Origin of the sequence: Pseudomonas wenzhouensis (assembly GCF_021029445.1) — a bacterium.
In the GTDB taxonomy this organism is placed as follows: Bacteria; Pseudomonadota; Gammaproteobacteria; order Pseudomonadales; family Pseudomonadaceae; genus Aquipseudomonas; species Aquipseudomonas wenzhouensis.
In genome coordinates this window covers 4310172-4325252 of record NZ_CP072610.1, presented here as the reverse complement: position 1 = coordinate 4325252, position 15081 = coordinate 4310172, and the positions used below count along the sequence as shown (strand labels likewise).

15 protein-coding genes are annotated in these 15081 nt (G+C 63.0%); 9 read left to right on the top strand and 6 right to left on the bottom strand.

Translation table 11 applies throughout. The features are described from left to right. Nucleotide 1 precedes the first annotated feature (1 nt). Together grxC and secB are read left to right on the top strand one after the other, a co-directional pair. On the top strand, nucleotides 2-262 hold the full coding sequence (grxC, locus tag J7655_RS20165) for a glutaredoxin 3 (RefSeq protein ID WP_230925930.1): 261 nt from the start codon (nucleotides 2-4) through the stop codon (nucleotides 260-262). A 28-nt stretch (nucleotides 263-290) separates the two neighbouring features. Further along, complete coding sequence (gene secB / locus J7655_RS20160; RefSeq protein ID WP_003464143.1) at nucleotides 291-776, top strand: protein-export chaperone SecB; 486 nt, start codon at nucleotides 291-293, stop codon at nucleotides 774-776. 345 nt (nucleotides 777-1121) lie between these two features. On the opposite strand, the gene trmL is transcribed toward secB, so the two are convergent. Beyond that, on the bottom strand, nucleotides 1122-1586 hold the full coding sequence (gene trmL / locus J7655_RS20155; protein ID WP_230925929.1) for a tRNA (uridine(34)/cytosine(34)/5-carboxymethylaminomethyluridine(34)-2'-O)-methyltransferase TrmL: 465 nt from the start codon (nucleotides 1584-1586) through the stop codon (nucleotides 1122-1124). Between trmL and J7655_RS20150 the strand changes: the two genes are divergently transcribed. Next, nucleotides 1585-2028: a hypothetical protein gene (locus J7655_RS20150; RefSeq protein ID WP_230925928.1), complete on the top strand. Its 444-nt coding sequence runs from the start codon at nucleotides 1585-1587 to the stop codon at nucleotides 2026-2028. The genes trmL and J7655_RS20150 overlap by 2 nt on opposite strands. 317 nt (nucleotides 2029-2345) lie before the next feature. Here the strand turns inward: J7655_RS20150 and J7655_RS20145 are convergent, their stop codons facing one another. After that, complete coding sequence (locus tag J7655_RS20145) at nucleotides 2346-4724, bottom strand: penicillin acylase family protein (RefSeq protein WP_230925927.1); 2379 nt, start codon at nucleotides 4722-4724, stop codon at nucleotides 2346-2348. A gap of 118 nt (nucleotides 4725-4842) precedes the next feature. On the opposite strand from J7655_RS20145, the gene J7655_RS20140 reads away from it, so the two are divergent. Next, the gene (locus tag J7655_RS20140; RefSeq protein WP_230925926.1) at nucleotides 4843-5874 is read left to right on the top strand and encodes an AraC family transcriptional regulator; all 1032 of its coding nucleotides are present in this window, start codon (nucleotides 4843-4845) and stop codon (nucleotides 5872-5874) included. 19 nt (nucleotides 5875-5893) lie between these two features. Here the strand turns inward: J7655_RS20140 and J7655_RS20135 are convergent, their stop codons facing one another. Then, nucleotides 5894-6874, bottom strand: coding sequence for an IS110 family RNA-guided transposase (locus J7655_RS20135; protein WP_230925834.1), 981 nt, complete (start codon nucleotides 6872-6874; stop codon nucleotides 5894-5896). A 379-nt stretch (nucleotides 6875-7253) separates the two neighbouring features. On the opposite strand from J7655_RS20135, the gene J7655_RS20130 reads away from it, so the two are divergent. After that, nucleotides 7254-8339 carry an IS5-like element ISPst12 family transposase gene (locus J7655_RS20130; RefSeq protein WP_011913346.1) on the top strand — a complete coding sequence of 362 codons (1086 nt, stop codon included), beginning with the start codon at nucleotides 7254-7256 and terminating at the stop codon, nucleotides 8337-8339. Between the two features lie 400 nt (nucleotides 8340-8739). Continuing rightward, entirely contained in the window at nucleotides 8740-9720 is a 981-nt protein-coding gene (locus J7655_RS20125; RefSeq protein WP_230925834.1) for an IS110 family RNA-guided transposase, read from the top strand. A gap of 14 nt (nucleotides 9721-9734) precedes the next feature. Here J7655_RS20125 and J7655_RS20120 read toward each other — a convergent pair whose 3' ends face one another. Beyond that, nucleotides 9735-10316, bottom strand: coding sequence for a DUF6436 domain-containing protein (locus J7655_RS20120; RefSeq protein WP_230925925.1), 582 nt, complete (start codon nucleotides 10314-10316; stop codon nucleotides 9735-9737). 122 nt (nucleotides 10317-10438) lie between these two features. On the opposite strand from J7655_RS20120, the gene bipL reads away from it, so the two are divergent. Next, the gene (gene bipL / locus J7655_RS20115) at nucleotides 10439-11380 is read left to right on the top strand and encodes a phospholipase BipL (protein ID WP_230925924.1); all 942 of its coding nucleotides are present in this window, start codon (nucleotides 10439-10441) and stop codon (nucleotides 11378-11380) included. 255 nt (nucleotides 11381-11635) lie between these two features. Here bipL and J7655_RS20110 read toward each other — a convergent pair whose 3' ends face one another. Beyond that, the gene (locus J7655_RS20110; RefSeq protein ID WP_230925923.1) at nucleotides 11636-12403 is read right to left on the bottom strand and encodes a hypothetical protein; all 768 of its coding nucleotides are present in this window, start codon (nucleotides 12401-12403) and stop codon (nucleotides 11636-11638) included. A 112-nt stretch (nucleotides 12404-12515) separates the two neighbouring features. Here J7655_RS20110 and J7655_RS20105 point away from each other — a divergent pair, with 112 nt between their 5' ends. Both J7655_RS20105 and J7655_RS20100 read left to right on the top strand, forming a co-directional pair. Beyond that, nucleotides 12516-13139 carry a 2OG-Fe(II) oxygenase gene (locus J7655_RS20105; protein WP_230925922.1) on the top strand — a complete coding sequence of 208 codons (624 nt, stop codon included), beginning with the start codon at nucleotides 12516-12518 and terminating at the stop codon, nucleotides 13137-13139. A 2-nt stretch (nucleotides 13140-13141) separates the two neighbouring features. Next, nucleotides 13142-13633, top strand: a complete 492-nt coding sequence (locus J7655_RS20100) for a 2-thiouracil desulfurase family protein (protein ID WP_230925921.1) — start codon at nucleotides 13142-13144, stop codon at nucleotides 13631-13633. A gap of 192 nt (nucleotides 13634-13825) precedes the next feature. Here J7655_RS20100 and serA read toward each other — a convergent pair whose 3' ends face one another. Next, a complete protein-coding gene (serA, locus tag J7655_RS20095; RefSeq protein ID WP_169968940.1) occupies nucleotides 13826-15055 on the bottom strand; it encodes a phosphoglycerate dehydrogenase in 1230 nt (409 codons plus the stop codon). Nucleotides 15056-15081 lie beyond the last annotated feature (26 nt).

Sequence of the window (15081 nt, the reverse complement as noted above, 5' to 3'; positions counted from 1 at the left end):
CATGACCGGCGTGGTCATCTACTCCAGCGACTGGTGCCCCTACTGCATGCGTGCCAAGCAACTGCTGAGCAGCAAAGGGGTGGGCTTCGAGGAAATATGCGTCGACGGTCAGCCGGCCGTGCGCGCGGAGATGACCCGCAAGGCTGGGCGCACCTCGGTGCCGCAAATCTGGATCGGCAGCACCCATGTTGGTGGCTGTGACGACCTCTATGCCCTGGAGCGCGCCGGCAAGCTCGATGCGCTGCTGCAGAACCCCGCTTGAAACCTCAACGTTAAGGAAGGCACACGCCATGACCGAGCAAGCCAACAGCGGCGCCGCCGCTGCCGATTCGCAGAACCCGCAATTCTCCCTGCAGCGCATCTACGTCAAGGACCTGTCCTTCGAAGCGCCGAAGAGCCCGGAAATCTTCCGTCAGGAGTGGACGCCGAGCGTCGGTCTGGATCTCAATACCCGCCAGAAGGCCCTGGAAGGTGACTTCCATGAAGTGGTGCTGACCCTGTCGGTAACGGTGAAGAACGGCGAAGAAGTCGCCTTTATCGCTGAAGTGCAGCAGGCCGGCATCTTCCTGATCAAGGGTCTGGACGCGGCTTCGATGAGCCACACCCTTGGCGCCTTCTGCCCGAACATCCTGTTCCCCTACGCCCGCGAAGCGCTGGACAGCCTGGTGATCCGCGGCTCGTTCCCGGCCCTGATGCTGTCGCCGGTGAACTTCGACGCGCTGTACGCCCAGGAGCTGCAGCGCATGCAGCAGGCTGGCGAAACCGCTGCGCAATAAGCGTCATAGCGCTGGAAAAACGCCGCGACTCCCTGCGAGGGAGCGCGGCGTTTTGCTTTTTCAGGGGCGGCATGAACCGGTTTCCATAACCGGTGCTGCCCACGCTCTGCAGGGTTACCAGTGTTTGCAGCGCCCACTTCATGCCGGGTGGCGCGGCAGAGCATAAGAATGACCCATCAGGCGGCCCCCGGGTTTCGCTGAGCTTAACCCAGGCTGCCAGCATGCGTTGTAGGCGCCCGCTTGCGGGCGATGTTTGGCTGGTGTGATCACCGGCAAGCCGGCTCCTACAGGTTGTGTTGCGGCGTTTATTCGGCATCGTTGGATGGGTAGAGCAGGGTGCGCGCCTCACTCGGCTTCGGCGAAGCCGTTCTGCCGCCAGGCTTCATAAACCGTCACCGCCACGGTGTTGGAGAGATTCAGGCTGCGGCAACCGGCGCGCATCGGCAGGCGCACGCGCCGTTCGGGCGGCAGGGCGTTGCGAACCTCTTCTGGCAGGCCGCGGCTTTCCGGGCCGAACAGGAAGGCATCACCGGGCTGATAGGCGATTTCGTGGAACGGCTGCGAACCCTTGGTGGTGAAGGCGAACAGGCGCGGCTGGCCGAGGCTGTCGAGGCAGCTCTGCAGGTCAGAGTGGCGCTTGAGCGTGGCGTATTCGTGATAGTCCAGGCCGGCGCGGCGCAGGCGCTTGTCGTCCAGCTCGAAGCCCAGCGGCTCGATCAGGTGCAGTTGGCAGCCGCTGTTGGCACACAGCCTGATAATGTTGCCGGTATTGGGCGGAATTTCCGGTTGAAAGAGGATGACGTGAAACATGCAGCACTCCGAGCACTGGGACGAGCGCCATTCTACGCCGCCAGAAGATCCACGGCCGCGTTTGCGCTGGCGTTTTGTCGCGTCGGTGATGCTGCTTGCCTTTCTGATCGGGGTGATGATCGGCCGGGTGTTCGAGCCGCCACGGCTGCGTATCGAGGACGCCGAGCCCTGGGAGCAGGGCTTGCAGCTATGGTTCAACCGTGAGCCGCCGCAGCAGGTCGAGCATGTCGAGGGCGCGCTGGTGTATCGCTATGAGGATGCCTACGGTCGGGTACGTGACGGCCAGCTCAAACTGCCGCTGGGCCTGGTGAACTGGCGCATCGAGCGCGAGGGGCGTGATCTGCTGCTGGTGCTGGTGTCGCCCCGCCCGCTGGACGGGGAGTGGCGCGGTGCGCAAGAGGATGGGCGTTGGCATGCGCGCCTGGTGCTGCGTACCAGATAAAGAAGGGGATTCCCCAGCCTGCCTGTACCAAGGTCCCCGAAACGGATGGCGCCGTGCCTGTTGAGCGGTGGCGCCCATCTGACGCGGTTGTCGCGTCGCATAAAGAGGGGGATTCCCCGGCCTGCCTGTACCAAGGCCCCCAAAACTGGATTGTCATAGCCCATGCAGAGGCTGTGCCAGTTTTATGACCGTGGCTGTAAGGCGCGTTCTGCTTGGGTTTCAGGCCTGTTCGGCGCGGCTGAGACGGCTATTGGCAGCCAGCAGGCTGCACCAGCGTGCAGCGCGATGCACCGTTGGTGCACCACGCTGCGTGGTGCTCAGCGCGGCAGCAGGCGCAGCGTGCCCTGGCTGTGCGCGTTGACGTCGGCTTCGCTCAGATGCTGCGGTTGATACTCGCCGGCCACATGTGCGGCGGCTTGATCAGCGTAATGCGCGTCGAAGGGGACGCCGCTCTGGCCGACGGGAATGCCGCCCAGCGCCTTGTCGGCATCGGCCAGGTCGATCAGGCGCCGCGTCGAAGGGCCGTAAACCACCGGCCAGGGCGCCGTACCGATTTTGTGTGACAGGTTGTTCGGCGTTTCATGGCCACCGGGTGCGGCGAACGGGCCGATATTCAGCACGCGCGCCAATAGCGGCTGTTGGCCAAGTGGGTGTTCGTGGGTGAGGGTATGCGCGCGATCCCAGGTCCAGGTTTCCGGGGCGTTGCCGAGTACGTGGCGCAGATGCGCCAGGCTGGCGCGCCAGGCATCGGCGACGATCTGCGCACGGCTTTCGCGTTGTTCGCTGCCCTGGCGGTTCCACCAGGGGGAGTCGGCATCGGCGGTCAGGCGCGGCAGGGCGCTGTCGAGCGCGCGGGACTGCAGCAGGCTGTCGAAGAATACCTCGCCCAGTTCGTCGGCCATGGCTTCGTGGGCGATCTGATAGGTCAGCTGGTTGAACAGGGTAGCGGCCACGGAGTCGAGCGTATGGTCGCCATTCCACCCGGCCAGTTGCGCCACCAGCGCGCGCTCCTGATCGTCCAGTGCCGCGCTGCGCAGTTCGTCGAGGATCGGCGCCAGCAGACGCGGGCCATAACCGGTGCCGGGGTCGAGCTGCAGTGCCTGGCTGTTGTGCGTATCCCATTTCACCGAGGTGTCGTTCAGGCGCTGGTTCAGGCGCTGACCGCGATCAGGCAGGTTGTAATAACCGGGAATCTCGATGCCACTGGCCGGCACGGGCTGGTAGTTGGCCGAGAGGATATAGCCTCGCTCGGGATTTTCTTCCTGCGGGTTGGCGCTGAAGGGGTGATAGCCGAGTTTGTCCGCTTCGCCGCTGCTGCCGTCGAGAATGAAGGTCGGGTTGACCCCGGCTGGGCGCAGCGGCAGCTTGGCCGCCGCCCACCAGGCGATATCACCGCTGGCGTTGGCCCAGACCACGTTGAGGCCAGGGGCCTCGATCTTCTCGACGGCGGCGCGCGCCTTGCCCAGGCTGTCGGCACGATTGAGCTGGTAGAAGGCGTCGAGCATCGGGTTGTCGGTTTCGAGGAAGGCCCACCACATGGCGATGGGCGTGCTGCCACTGGTCTGGCCCAGCGCATCGTTGATGATCGGCCCGTGCGGCGAGCGCCGCAGGGTGAGCTGCACCGGTTCGGCGTCCTTGACCTGGATGGTTTCCGTGCGCTGCTCGAGGTCGACCCAATTGCCCCGGTACCAGACCTGATTGGCGTTGTCCGGGTTGACGCGCTCGGCGATCAGGTCGAGGTCGTCATTCTGGAACATGGTCAGGCTCCAGGCGAAGTCGCGGTTATGGCCGAGCATGGCGCTGGGTACCAGCGCGTGGTGGTAGCCATACAGCTCGTAACCGGGCGCTTGCAGATGGGCCTCGTACCACACGGCTGGCAGCGAGAAGCGAATGTGCGGGTCGCCGGCCAGCAGTGGCTTGCCGCTGGCCGTGCGGCTGCCGGAGACGACCCAGGCATTGCTGCCCTCGAACTGGGGCAGGCCGCTGCCTGCCAGGGCACCATTGCTGAGTTGGGCGAGTGCCGCGAGATCCTGCCAGTCACCGGTATTCAGTGTGTTGGCGAGTACGCCCTGTGGATACCAGTCGAGATCGAACAGCTGGAGGTAGTCCGCGCCCAGCTCGTCGCGGATATGGGTCATCAGCGGCTCGGTGCGCAAGGCGGCGGCGAAGCTGTAGGCCACGTAACCGGCGACGCTCAGCGTATCGGCCATGGTGAAGGGGCGTGACGTGATGCCCAGCAGGTCGAACTCCAGTGGGCGCGGGCGGCTGGCCTGGTACTGGTTGATGCCTTCGAGATAGTGCTGCAGGGCCTGGGTGGATGGGCTGCTGGCATCCAGTCGGGCGGCGTAGGCATCGGCATGGCGAGCGATTTCCAGGGTGCGGAACAGGCGATCGGTGGGCACCAGCTGTTCACCCAGGACTTCGGCCAGTTCGCCGCGTGCCAGACGGCGCAGCAGCTCCATCTGGAACAGACGATCCTGGGCATGCACGAAGCCCAGGGCGCGGTACATGTCGGCCTCGTTCTCGGCGCGAATATGCGGCACGCCGCGCTCGTCATAGTCGACCGTGACCGGCGCCTGCAGGGTGCTCATTCGCAATTCGCCGTCACGTTGCGGTTGCTTGTCGTGCAGATACCAGGTCAGGCCACCGGCTGCGGCAGCGATTACCAGCGCCAGGGCGGTCAGTGAGCGTTTCATCCAGCGATCCTTATTGTTGTGGGCAAGCGTGCAGGCATTTTGCGTGGGCGCCCGTGTGGCGGCATTGACCATATGCTTCAGGCCTGAAATTATATGGTCAAATCCATATGGAGTCCTCATGCCCGATAACGCCTTCGTCGCCCTGACCCACTCTTCGACCCTGCGTCGCCTGCTGTATGAAGCCCTGGCGGCATTGGGGCTCGATCCCACCGATACCTACCGTCAGGCCTACGCCGGCGTGGCGCTGGCGGCGCCGTTGCTGGAGGCGCGTGAGGAGCATGACAACGCACCGCGCTTCTGGCAGGCGTTGGAAGGTATCACCGGGGACGCCGACATTGGCCTGCACCTGGGCGAGGTCATGCAGCCACGGCCGATGGATGTGGTCGGTTACCTGCTGCTGGCTGCTCGGGACGTGCGTCAGGGCTTGCAAGCCTTCGTGCGCTTCCAGCACATCCTCTCCGGCGGGTTCGCCGCGCGGCTGGAGGAGCAGGGCGAGGAAGCGCGCCTGGTGATCGACCTCAACTACCGTGAGGTCGGTTCACTGCGCCAGCAGATGGAGTGCCTGGCCGTGCTGCTGAGCAAGATGCTGGCATCGGCCGCTGGCGGTGAGCTGCCGCTACTGGGCGTCGAGTTTCGTCACCTGGCGCCACGCAGGCTGGTCGAGCATCGTCGCCTGCTGGGCGTCGAGCCACGCTTCGCGCAGCCGCATGACGTACTGATCCTGCCGCGCGTATTGCTCTCGCGACCCTCGCGCAGCGCCAGTCCAAGGCTGTTCGAGGTGCTCAGCGAGGAAGCCGAGAGGCAATTGGCGGAGTTGGTGGAAAACCAGCTGTTGGCACGGGTGCGCTACTGGCTGGAACTCAACCTGGGCCGCGCAACCTGCAGCCTGCAAGCCTGCGCGCAGGCCTTGGGCAGTAACCGCAGCGCCTTGCAGCGGGCATTGAGCGAGCAGGGCAGCAGCTTTCGTGCCCTGCACGATGAAGTGCGCCGCTTGCGCGCGCTGCGCCTGCTCGATCAGGGGCAGGATATGCGCGACGTGGCACGGGCCTGCGGTTTCGCCGAGCTGTCACCGTTCTACCGCGCCTTCCGCCGCTGGCAGGGCGGCACACCGCGTGGTCTGGTAGCGCGCCACGGAGCGACTGGCGAGTGAAGCGCGTTCGTAGATACTGTTATCTGGCGCAAGCGACATGGAGTTCGGGGTCGAACTTTCGTCCGGACTTCAGCACGCCAAAGGCCACATGCACGAGTTTGCGCATCATGGCACCGATGATGACTTTGGCTGGCTTGCCGTTACCGGCAAGCCGGTCACGATAGCGACGCCCCCAGTCGGTTCTGTACAGAGCCACCATCGCGGGCATGTACAGCGCACTGCGCAGCCGTGAGTGACCGACCTTGGACATCCGCGGCTTGCCCCTGACGCTGCTGCCAGACTCATACGCACGCACGCTCAAGCCGGCAAAGGCAACGAATTGGCGCGCCTTGTCGAAGCGTTCTCCTCCCAGGCCGTAGGCCAATAGAACGGATAAGGTGCGTTCCCCAAGACCAGGGATGGAGATCAGCAGCTCACGCTTGCCTCGTAACGTCGGGTCATCATCAAGCGTCTGGGATATCTGCAGTTCAATACGCTTGATCTCTTCGTCGAGCCATTGCAGGTGCTTGTCCAGACTTTCACGCACCGAGTCACGGGCCGACTCGATCCGGTTCTTTTCCTCGGTGCGCATGGTCACTAGGCCTTGAAGGCGCAGTACCAGCGCTTTTAACCGCTGCTCCGAAAGTGATGGAGCAACCCAAAGGGCAGGTTGTCGTTGCCGACAATAATCAGCCAACGCCTTTGCATCGATTGCATCAGTCTTGCTACGCAGACCCAGCGATTGAGCATGGGCTTTGGCCAGGGCTGGATTGATGACACTGACGCGATGCCCCGCATTGGCCAGATGTACAGCCACTGCCTCCCAGTAGATGCCCGTAGCCTCCATACAGATGTGCACTGTTGCTTGGGCGTGCTGATCGATCCAAGCGCACAACCCGACAAACCCTTCGGGGTTATTGGCGAAGACCTTGTTCTTGAATTTTGCACCCAGCATCAGGGCGCAATCGATTTTCTTCTTGGATATGTCGATTCCCAGAGGGATGAAGTCAAAAGAGCTCATGGCTTGCGCGATCCACCTTGTGAATGCTGACTCACGGCTTGGCCGGGTCGAAGATACTGTCCGATCTCTGGCAAGTTAAAGCAGGCAAACCGGTGCGAAATCTACATCACGGCCTTGTCGCCAAGGGTGGATACGGCATCCGGGTGCCTTGTGCTCAAGAGCGACTTGAGCAAAAACAAAATACAAGGGTGGGTTAGCCGCCTGTCGCGCTTATCAGTCGACTCGCTTTATTAGCTGCGGTGTAACCCACCGCCGGCGCAACGCGATCTACCGCCTGGTGGGTTACGCGACGCACTAGCAGGCCGTTGAAAAAAGCCAGAGCCCGCGTGGCTCTGGCAAAATGGCGGCCATCCTCTTCTGCCGAAGCCAGCCCAAGCCGATGCGTGGACTCGACCTCAAACAAAACGAGCTGTTCAGTTATACGACGCTGGAGCAGCGCATCCCGAACGATCACCCGCTGCGTCCCCTGCGAGGCCTGGTCGATACCGTTCTGGCTTCGATGGATCGGGACTTCGACGGGCTGTACTCCACCCTGGGACGGGCCTCGATTGCGCCGGAGCGGCTGCTGCGCGCCTCGTTGCTGCAGGTGATTTACACCATTCGCTCCGAGCGGCAGTTGGTCGAGCAGATTGATTTCAACCTGCTGTTTCGCTGGTTCGTCGGCTTGTCGATGGACGAGCGCATGTGGGATCACTCGACCTTCAGCCAGAACCGTGACCGCTTGTTCAACCAGGATGTAGCGCGGCTGTTCTTCCAGCGCATCAAGTCGCTGGCCGCATGGTCCGAGTACGCCAGCAACGAGCATTTCAGCGTCGATGGCACGCTGATCGACGCCTGGGCCTCGCACAAGTCCTTTATCAAGAAGGATGGCGGCGACCCACCGGAGGATGGCACGCGCAACCCCGATGCCGACTTCAAGGGCGAGAAGCGCAGCAACGCGACCCACCAATCGACCAGCGATCCCGAGGCCCGGCTGGCGCGCAAGAGCAATGGCGATGCCAGTCGTCTGGCGCACATGGCCCACACGATGATGGAGCACCGCAACGGTCTGATCGTGGATGTGGAATGCACCGAGTTCAATGGACGTGCCGAGGTAGAGGCGGCGCTGGAGATGCTGGAGCGCACGGCCAAGCCGGGCAGCACGGTAGGTGCAGACAAGAATTACGACCAGAAGCGTTTCGTGCAGAGGGCGCGCGAGCTGAAAGTGACACCGCATGTGGCGCAGAAGCGCAAGGGCAGCGCCATCGATGGGCGCACCACGCGGCATCCGGGGTATGCCGCCAGCCAGAAGATCCGCAAGCGGATCGAAGAAGGTTTTGGCTGGCTGAAGACGGTTGGCGGCCTGCGCAAGACCAAGCTGATCGGTCGCGCCAAGCTGAGTGCTCAGTTATTGCTGGGTTTCTCGGTCTACAACCTGATCCGACTGGGTAGCCTGTCGGGTTGGTGGCGAGGATCGCATGTATAGGGCGAGTTACGCCCAAAAAACGCCGAAAGGCGTGAACGTGGTGCTGAAACCTGTCAAAAAGGCCTGAAGTCAGGCCTTGTGTGGACTCCGTTAGGCCAAAGCGCTTGAAAAAGCGCCAAACCGGACGGGTTGGGGCAGTTGAAGCCGAGTTTTTCAACGGCCTGCTAGCTGCGCGGCGCCTGTCCGATTTGCCTCGGCCGTCGCTAACCCACCCTTGTATTTTGTTTTTGCTCAAGTCGCTCTTGAGCACAAGGCACCCGGATGCCGTATCCACCCTTGGCGACAAGGCCGTGATGTAGATTTCGCACCGGTTTGCCTGCTTTAACTTGCCAGAGATCGGACAGTATCTTCGACCCGGCCAAGCCGTGAGTCAGCATTCACAAGGTGGATCGCGCAAGCCATGAGCTCTTTTGACTTCATCCCTCTGGGAATCGACATATCCAAGAAGAAAATCGATTGCGCCCTGATGCTGGGTGCAAAATTCAAGAACAAGGTCTTCGCCAATAACCCCGAAGGGTTTGTCGGGTTGTGCGCTTGGATCGATCAGCACGCCCAAGCAACAGTGCACATCTGTATGGAGGCTACGGGCATCTACTGGGAGGCAGTGGCTGTACATCTGGCCAATGCGGGGCATCGCGTCAGTGTCATCAATCCAGCCCTGGCCAAAGCCCATGCTCAATCGCTGGGTCTGCGTAGCAAGACTGATGCAATCGATGCAAAGGCGTTGGCTGATTATTGTCGGCAACGACAACCTGCCCTTTGGGTTGCTCCATCACTTTCGGAGCAGCGGTTAAAAGCGCTGGTACTGCGCCTTCAAGGCCTAGTGACCATGCGCACCGAGGAAAAGAACCGGATCGAGTCGGCCCGTGACTCGGTGCGTGAAAGTCTGGACAAGCACCTGCAATGGCTCGACGAAGAGATCAAGCGTATTGAACTGCAGATATCCCAGACGCTTGATGATGACCCGACGTTACGAGGCAAGCGTGAGCTGCTGATCTCCATCCCTGGTCTTGGGGAACGCACCTTATCCGTTCTATTGGCCTACGGCCTGGGAGGAGAACGCTTCGACAAGGCGCGCCAATTCGTTGCCTTTGCCGGCTTGAGCGTGCGTGCGTATGAGTCTGGCAGCAGCGTCAGGGGCAAGCCGCGGATGTCCAAGGTCGGTCACTCACGGCTGCGCAGTGCGCTGTACATGCCCGCGATGGTGGCTCTGTACAGAACCGACTGGGGGCGTCGCTATCGTGACCGGCTTGCCGGTAACGGCAAGCCAGCCAAAGTCATCATCGGTGCCATGATGCGCAAACTCGTGCATGTGGCCTTTGGCGTGCTGAAGTCCGGACGAAAGTTCGACCCCGAACTCCATGTCGCTTGCGCCAGATAACAGTATCTACGGAGTCATTCGCTGTCGGTTTCAGCCCATTGGCAGAAGCAGCCCACGGCCAGGGTGTTGCTGGCATCCACCTTGCGCCCGGCCGCCAGCGCTTCGAGTATGGGTTCGATGAAACTGTTGCTCGAGTTGCACACCAGCCCTTCGCTGTAGGGGCCGAAATAGGCCAGCTGGCCTTGTTTGTCCCAGATCGCCACGGCCGGGCTGGCCGGCAGTTTGGCGCTGCCGGGCAGCTCGTCGATGACTTGCAATGCGGCCAGTTCGGCTGGCAGGCGGCCCTGGCTGCCGGGCTTGCGCACGACATGAAACTGCACGCCTTGCGGCGCATAGTGTGCGATCAGTTCGGCCAGGTGCTGCTGGTTGCCGACATTGCATGGGCAGGCCGGGTCCCAGAAGTGCACCAGGCGGATCGCGCCGGGGCCGCTCAGGGCGGCGGGCAATTGCAGCTCGGCGCCGGAGAACACCGCTGCACGCTCGTCGAAGGTGCGCAGGTAGCGCGTCTCGAACCAGCGGTAGGCCAGCGTCAGAGCCACCAGGCAAGCCAGGGTGAGCAGGGTGATGAGCAGGTTCTTGCGGGACAGGCGGAGCATGATCGAGCCAGGCAGAAAAGGGTGTGTAGCTTGCCACGATGCCCCTGGCGGCTGAATATCGCAGCATTCGAGGCGTTGTCGCGGGAAGTGTCCGCCAGCCCTTGCAGCCGATGGAAAACCCTATGTCAGAGCCGTTTCAACCCGACCAGTTACGCCCACTGCTGCGACCCTTGGCCGCAGCGCACCTGGATTTACCGGCGTTGCAGGCGTATCGCAGCTTCTATGGTTTCGATCTGGGAGCACGTTTTACCGGGCTGGATAACCGCCTCGGCAGTTTCAATGCCGCGGGCTACCAGATTGCCGTACAGCTGTGGGCGCCGGCCGAGCCGCAGGGCACCCTGCTGTTGCTGCATGGCTATTACGACCATATGGGCCTGTACCGACATGTGGTTGACTGGGCGCTGAGCATGAATTTTGCCATGCTCGCCTGCGACCTGCCGGGACACGGTCTGTCCAGCGGCGCGCGCGCCAGCATCGGAGATTTTGCCGAGTATCAGCAGGTGCTCGCGGGCCTGTTCGAACAGGCTAGCGAACTGGGGCTGCCGCAGCCCTGGCACCTGTGTGGGCAGAGTACGGGCGGGGCGATCCTGCTGGATTATCTGCTTGCCGATGGTCGGCGTCCGGAACTGGGCCAGAGCATCCTGCTGGCGCCGCTGGTGCGGCCACGCTCCTGGGGCTGGTCGAAGCTCAGCTATCGCCTGCTCAGCCCCTTCGTCCGCGAGATCCCCCGGCGTTTCAGTGAAAACTCCAGCGACGCCACCTTTATCGACTTCGTGCACAACCTCGATCCGCTGCAGCCGCGCAGCCTGCCGACGGCCTGGGTCGGCGCGCTGAGCCAGTGGGTGCCGCGTATCGAGGCAGCCGGGCGCAGCCGGCACAGCCCGCTGATCATTCAGGGTGAGGCGGACATGACCGTGGACTGGCGCCACAACCTCGAAGTCCTGCAGGACAAGTTCCATCAGCCGCAGATCCTGCGATTGGCAGACGCCCGCCATCACCTGGCGAACGAGAACGCAGCGTTGCGTAAGCATTATTTCGACTTTCTGCGCGAGCGACTGGCGTAGCCTCTGCCGGCGCCAAGGAGCATCTTAGGTGGGGCGAGCAACGCAAAACCCAGCAGATGGCCCAATACCGATCAGATAAGGTTGCAAAAGCGGCCTTTCGTAGGAGCCCCGCCCCGGGGCGAAGCTTTTCAATTGCGCATCGCCCTGGTTCGCGGCGGGGCGCCGCTCCTACACATTCGCAGCGTCGATGCTTAACTGACGGGCATTAATCAAATGGCCCTGGGTTTCGCTGCGCTCAACCCAGGCTACAGGCTGTCAGATGCCCTGCGGCGCCGGCGCCAGCTCGTTGCTGCTCATGCCTACTGCAAGACCTGCGCGCAGTGCCTCAAGGGCAGCCTGGTAATAGGCTTTGCCGGCGTCGGACTGGGCGAACTCGACGAACTGCTCCAGCTCGGGGTTGCTGAGGTCGCGGTAGACGTGCAGCAGGGTGTTGTCGAGGTCTTGCTCGATCTGCGCCATCAGGCGCTCACGCTGGCCATTGAGCAGCCCTTGAGCCTGACCGCCGCCAAGCAGGCCGGGCATCATCTGGCTGAGGCTGTCAGCAGCCACGCCGGCCAGCGCCAGGCTGACTTCAGCCCCGGCCTCCTTGGCCGGAATGGCCTGGGCCAGGTGGCGAATCAGCAGGCGCCGGGTGGCATCGGCATCGGTGCGTGGCAGACCGTTGGCGTACTTGGCCAATTGGTCGCTACGGGTGGCCAGCGTCTCGGCGGCGACGATCTTGCGCCCCAGTTCGGACTCGAAGAAGGCCAGCGCCGGCTGCGGGTCGGCCAGTTGCATGCGCAGGCTGTGTTGCGCGCGCTGGTCGATGGCTGCGGCGGCGAAGCGACGATTGCTGTTGTCCACCAGAGCCTGGAAGACCGCCGGCGGCAGGGTGCTGCGGTAACGCTGCTGGGCGGCGTCGAGCGCCTGATTGAAATGTTCACGCTGTTGCGGCCAGCCAGCCGTCTGATACAGGCGCAGGTGGTCATCGGCGAAAGTCGGCAAGGTCAGGCCAATCAGCAACAGGGCAAACAGAACGCGCATCGAAAACTCCTTGGCAAACTTTCCTGACCGACCGCAGGCTGCTGCGGCCGGCTATTTTCGGTGGCCGGTGGAGGCTTGTCGAGTCACGACGGGCCACTGATACAATTGCCCCATGACCGAATCCAGCCAGCACGACCTCTTTGCCAGCCTTATCGACGATCTTGCCAATCAGGGCTGGTCGCAACGGGCGTTGTTCGCCCCCGAGGTTCTGACCCGCGAACTGGCCGCCGAGTGCCGCAAACGTGCGCACAGCGGCGCGCTGAATGCCGCCAGCGTCGGCCGTGGCGGCGCGCAGCAGGTGCAGGAAGGCATTCGCGGTGACCGTATCCAGTGGCTGGAGCCTGGTCAGAGTGCTGCCTGTGACCAGTATCTGCAGCACATGGACGATCTGCGCCAGGCGCTCAATCGCACGCTTTACCTGGGCCTTGAAGACTACGAGTGTCACTTCGCCTGTTACGCACCGGGCGCGTTCTATCAACGCCACCTCGATCGGTTTCGTGATGACGACCGGCGCACCGTCTCGGCAGTGTTCTACCTCAACGATGACTGGCAACCCGAGCAGGGCGGTGCGCTGCGCCTGTATCTGGCCGATGGCCGCGAGCATGATGTGCTGCCACGGGCCGGCACCCTGGCCTTGTTCCTCTCCGCCGACATGCCGCATGAAGTGTTGCCGGCCACGCGCGAGCGCCTGTCGCTGACGGGGTGGTTCCGGCGGCGCGGCGAGGGGCCGTTCTGACTGTGCAGAAAATCCTCGTCAGCCGTTGCCTGCTGGGCCATCGCGTGCGCTATGACGGCGGAGCGCATGGGCCCTTCGATCTGCTGCAGCAGTGGCTGGATGAAGGGCGAGTGGTCGCCCTGTGCCCGGAGGTAGCCGGCGGCCTGCCGACGCCCCGGCCGCCTGCCGAGATCGCGGGTGGGCAGGGCGCGCTGGTATTGGATGGGCGTTTACCCGTGCTGACTGTCGATGGCGCCGACGTCACCGATGCCTTCGTCGCGGGTGCGCAGCAGGCGCTGGCCCTGGTGCGGGAGCACGGTATTGGCCTGGCCCTGCTCAAGGCGCGCAGCCCGTCGTGCGGCAATCTGGAAAATTACGATGGCAGCTTCAGCGGTGTGCGCGTGGCGGGCGAGGGCGTCACCGCTGCCCTGCTGAAACGCGCTGGCGTGAAGGTGTTCAACGAACTGCAGCTGGACGAAGCCGCAGCCGAATTGACACGGCTGGAGCGAGATTGAGGTAGCAGGGTGATGCGCGCGGCGCATCCTGTGAAATGAACAAAGGGAGGCCGAAGCCTCCCTTTGTTAATTGCTGCATAACTCCGGGGCTCGCGAGCCAGAGCGAGACAAGGCGGGAGCGACCGAGGCGAGCGAAGTAGCATCTCCGAGGTCGTTCCCAGCGTCGAATCGCCGACGCGCAGCCGCTCCGGCTTAGAACAGGACGCGGCTGCGGATGGTGCCGTTGACGTGCTGCAGCTTCTCCAGCGCCAGATCCGAGTACTCGGCGTCGACGTCGATCACCACGTAGCCGACCTTGTCATTGGTCTGCAGGAACTGGCCGGAAATGTTGATGCCATTGTCGGCGAACACCTTGTTGATCTCGCTCATCACGCCCGGAATGTTGGCGTGGATGTGCAGCAGACGGTGTTTGCCCGCGTGTGCCGGCAGGGCCACCTCGGGGAAGTTGACCGAGGATACCGAGGTGCCGTTGTCGCTGTACTTGACCAGCTTCTCGGCGACTTCCAGGCCGATGTTGGCCTGGGCTTCAGCGGTGGAGCCACCGATGTGCGGGGTGAGGATCACGCGATCCAGGCCGCGCAGCGGGCTCTCGAAGATGTCGTCGTTGGACTTGGGCTCGACCGGGAACACGTCGATGGCCGCGCCGATCAGGTGCTCGTCCTTGATCGCCTGGGCCAGATGATCCAGCTCGACCACGGTGCCACGGGCGGCGTTGATCAGGATGGCGCCCTTCTTCATGGCGCGGATTTCCTTCTCACCGATCATCCACTGGGTCGACGGCAGCTCCGGTACGTGCAGCGAGACGATATCGCACAGGCCCAGCAGTTCGTGCAGGTTGCCGATCTGCGTGGCGTTGCCCAGCGGCAGCTTGGTCACCGTGTCGTAGAAGTAGACCTGCATGCCCAGGGCTTCGGCCAGCACCGAGAGCTGGGTGCCGATCGAGCCGTAGCCGATGATGCCCAGCTTCTTGCCACGGATTTCGAAGGAGTTGGCCGCCGACTTGATCCAGCCACCGCGATGGCAGGAGGCGTTCTTCTCGGGGATGCCGCGCAGCAGCAGGATGGCTTCGGCCAGCACCAGTTCGGCCACCGAGCGGGTGTTGGAATAGGGCGCGTTGAACACGGCGATACCGCGCTCGCGGGCAGCGTCCAGATCGACCTGGTTGGTGCCGATGCAGAAGCAGCCGACGGCGACCAGTTTCTTCGCGCAGTCGAAGACGTCAGCCGTCAGCTGGGTGCGCGAGCGGATGCCGATGAAGTGAGCGTCGGCGATCTTCGCTTTCAGCTCATCGCCCGACAGAGCGGTCTTGAGGTACTCGATGTTGGTGTAACCGGCGGCCTTCAGCGTGTCTACGGCGTTCTGGTGCACGCCTTCGAGAAGAAGGAACTTGATCTTGCTCTTTTCCAGAGAGGTCTTGCTCATCGGAGTACCTGTGTCCCACGGGATGT

What these genes read in the sequence shown, in the direction of transcription:
- serA (WP_169968940.1), bottom strand. Translation starts at nt 15,055, where the DNA reads ATGAGCAAGACCTCTCTGGAAAAGAGCAAGATCAAGTTCCTTCTTCTC.
- trmL (WP_230925929.1), bottom strand. Translation starts at nt 1,586, where the DNA reads ATGTTTCACGTCATCCTCTTTCAACCGGAAATTCCGCCCAATACCGGC.
- J7655_RS20105 (WP_230925922.1), top strand. Translation starts at nt 12,516, where the DNA reads ATGACCGAATCCAGCCAGCACGACCTCTTTGCCAGCCTTATCGACGAT.
- J7655_RS20120 (WP_230925925.1), bottom strand. Translation starts at nt 10,316, where the DNA reads ATGCTCCGCCTGTCCCGCAAGAACCTGCTCATCACCCTGCTCACCCTG.
- J7655_RS20145 (WP_230925927.1), bottom strand. Translation starts at nt 4,724, where the DNA reads ATGAAACGCTCACTGACCGCCCTGGCGCTGGTAATCGCTGCCGCAGCC.
- bipL (WP_230925924.1), top strand. Translation starts at nt 10,439, where the DNA reads ATGTCAGAGCCGTTTCAACCCGACCAGTTACGCCCACTGCTGCGACCC.
- J7655_RS20130 (WP_011913346.1), top strand. Translation starts at nt 7,254, where the DNA reads ATGCGTGGACTCGACCTCAAACAAAACGAGCTGTTCAGTTATACGACG.
- grxC (WP_230925930.1), top strand. Translation starts at nt 2, where the DNA reads ATGACCGGCGTGGTCATCTACTCCAGCGACTGGTGCCCCTACTGCATG.
- J7655_RS20140 (WP_230925926.1), top strand. Translation starts at nt 4,843, where the DNA reads ATGCCCGATAACGCCTTCGTCGCCCTGACCCACTCTTCGACCCTGCGT.
- secB (WP_003464143.1), top strand. Translation starts at nt 291, where the DNA reads ATGACCGAGCAAGCCAACAGCGGCGCCGCCGCTGCCGATTCGCAGAAC.
- J7655_RS20135 (WP_230925834.1), bottom strand. Translation starts at nt 6,874, where the DNA reads ATGAGCTCTTTTGACTTCATCCCTCTGGGAATCGACATATCCAAGAAG.
- J7655_RS20150 (WP_230925928.1), top strand. Translation starts at nt 1,585, where the DNA reads ATGCAGCACTCCGAGCACTGGGACGAGCGCCATTCTACGCCGCCAGAA.
- J7655_RS20110 (WP_230925923.1), bottom strand. Translation starts at nt 12,403, where the DNA reads ATGCGCGTTCTGTTTGCCCTGTTGCTGATTGGCCTGACCTTGCCGACT.
- J7655_RS20125 (WP_230925834.1), top strand. Translation starts at nt 8,740, where the DNA reads ATGAGCTCTTTTGACTTCATCCCTCTGGGAATCGACATATCCAAGAAG.